The following is a 2,411-nucleotide window of genomic DNA, read 5'->3' as shown; positions in this document are numbered from 1 at the left end:
TGCCAGGCCACTTGGTCAAAAATTCCCAGATCAAAGCCATTGCTCTGGAGTAAGGCATGTCTGAGGGCAGCCAAGCCCCAGAACAGGCCAACCAACAGTGCGGAGATGAGCCAGAACAAGAGAGGGGGACCTTGGAAGCGCACGGCAGCAGAACTTGTCTGAGGCTTTGTCGGTAACATGATAGAGAAACGAATCCAGGGGACTGGTGGATCAACTTGAGAAGCTTAAGGTTTAATGGAGCAGAGTAAGGCCATATCACTGCCGCCTTTGGCAGAGCACAAATCGACTTTTCTCGTCACAAGTCCAGCCCCAGATTTTTAACCGTTCAATGGTAGCGGCAGTGTGCTGGGGGGCAGTCGCAGAGTGACTCACGCCATACCATGGGTTCTTGCGGTCCAGGAAAGCCGCATTAAACTCGGCAAAATCTGATCGTGAAGTTGTATCAACGCCTAAGAGCTTGACCACAGAGCGATGGCTGACATGAGGAGCAAGATTATTGTGCGTAAGCACATCAGCATCAACGGGAATGCGCTGAATCAGATCTTTAGCCTGGCTCAGTTGATTCAGGGATGGGACATGATCATGCTTAGTCCGATCATCAGCAGGAATGAGTCGAATTATATTTTGAACTGGCTGTACCTCATCAAATCTTGAGATTAGATGATAACCCAAAGTATGACCTCGATTTACCAGAACAACAAAGCATAGAGATGCCCAGAAACAGCACAATAAGAGCCGCTGCGTCAGCCAGAAACGACCCTGGCGCAGGTCTGTAGCCAAACCATCCATGCTGGCCACAACCAGAAGGACGGCTAGAGGCAAGGAATACTGATGGATTAGATCCCGCTGCGCTGAAGACGACGAGAGGATATTGGCAGCCAGCAGAGGCAGAGTTCCCGCAAGCAGGGGCAGAGAAGAGCGGCGCCAGTAGAAAGCTAAAGGCAGGCTGAGCAGGAACAGATAGAAAAGAGTGTTCACATAGTCCAAAGCGCCGGACCAATGAACGGGATCCAACAGGGCGCTGCGGATGATGTGGCCGACGCCTTCACAGCCACCCTCGCAAAGATGGTCGTAGCGGCCCACTCCAGCAACTCCGACGCCGTTATTGAGGATTGGATAGAGACCCGCCGCCAGAAACAGGAGCCACCCCCCCCCTAACAGCAGCGCTTCCCCTGCCCAGCGCCAGCGACGGCGTAAGGCCTGCTCCAAGGCCAGGCCCATCACAATCAACGTCAATCCATCCCGACAGCCCATGGCGGCAAAGAGGGCCATGAGCCAGAGCCAGCGCCGCTCAGCACGGTTGGCCCAAATGGCCAAGGCCAACAGGGGCATGGCCCAGGTTTCCGGGTGGAAGTCAAACAGGTTCACGTTGAACACCACGGGCTGGAGCCACCACAGGCCACAGACCAGCCACGACTCCCGTGGTCGCAAGCCTGCCTGCGCCCCCAGATGCCACAGGGGCCAAGCCGTGAGAATCAACCCCAGCGCCTGGGTAAGGAACAGCCAATGAACGGACGGCGCCAGCCAGTAGAGCGGAGCAATGGCATAGAACATCCAGGCCCCGTGGTCACCCATGTGGTGCAGCCCGTTATTGATTGTGGAGTAGGGCTGCAAACCCTGGCTCATCATCCAGGCCACTTGGTCAAAAATTCCCAGATCAAAGCCATTGCTCTGGAGTAAGGCATGTCTGAGGGCAGCCAAGGCCCAGAACAGGCCAACCAACAGTGCGGAGATGAGCCAGAACAAGAGAGGGGGACCTTGGAAGCGCACGGCAGCAGAACTTGTCTGAGGCTTTGTCGCTAACATGATAGAGAAACGAATCCAGGGGACTGGTGGATCAACTTGAGAAGCTTAAGGTTTAATGGAGCAAAGTAAGGCCATATCACTGCCGCCTTTGGCAGAGTACAAATCGACTTTTCTCGTCACAAGTCCAGCCCCAGATCTTTAACCGTTCAATGGTAGCGGCAGTGTGCTGGGGGGCAGTCGCCGAGTGACTCACGCCATACCATGGGTTCTTGCGATCCAGGAAAGCCGCATTAAACTCGGCAAAATCTGATCGTGAAGTTGTATCAACGCCTAAGAGCTTGACCACAGAGCGGTGGCTGACGTGAGGAGCAAGATTATTGTGCGTAAGCACATCAGCATCAACGGGAATGCGCTGAATCAGATCTTTAGCCTGGCTCAGTTGATTCAGGGATGGGACATGATCATGCTTAGTCCGATCATCAGCAGGAATGAGTCGAATTATATTTTGAATTGGCTGTACCTCATCAAATCTTGAGATTAGATGATAACCCAAAGTATGACCTCGATTTACCAGAACAACAAAGCATAGAGATGCCCAGAAACAGCACAATAAGAGCCGCTGCGTCAGCCAGAAACGACCCTGGCGCAGGTCTGTAGCCAAACCA

Annotated in this window: 2 protein-coding genes; both read right to left on the bottom strand. The window is 53.6% G+C overall.

What is annotated here, in order from left to right:
- Positions 1–255: 255 nt before the first annotated feature.
- Positions 256–1,701 (bottom strand): DUF2079 domain-containing protein, encoded by a 1,446-nt coding sequence (locus tag BG35_RS0109145; RefSeq protein WP_161632597.1) that lies wholly within the window; start codon positions 1,699–1,701, stop codon positions 256–258.
- A 181-nt stretch (positions 1,702–1,882) separates the two neighbouring features.
- On the bottom strand, positions 1,883–2,411 hold a 529-nt coding region (locus BG35_RS12875; RefSeq protein WP_152535265.1), incomplete at its 5' end, for a DUF2079 domain-containing protein.

Source organism: Candidatus Synechococcus spongiarum SH4 (genome assembly GCF_000586015.1).
Lineage (GTDB): Bacteria > Cyanobacteriota > Cyanobacteriia > PCC-6307 > Cyanobiaceae > Synechococcus_B > Synechococcus_B spongiarum_F.
The sequence above is the reverse complement of the archived record's forward strand: the minus strand, read 5'-3'. Positions and strand labels throughout refer to the sequence as shown.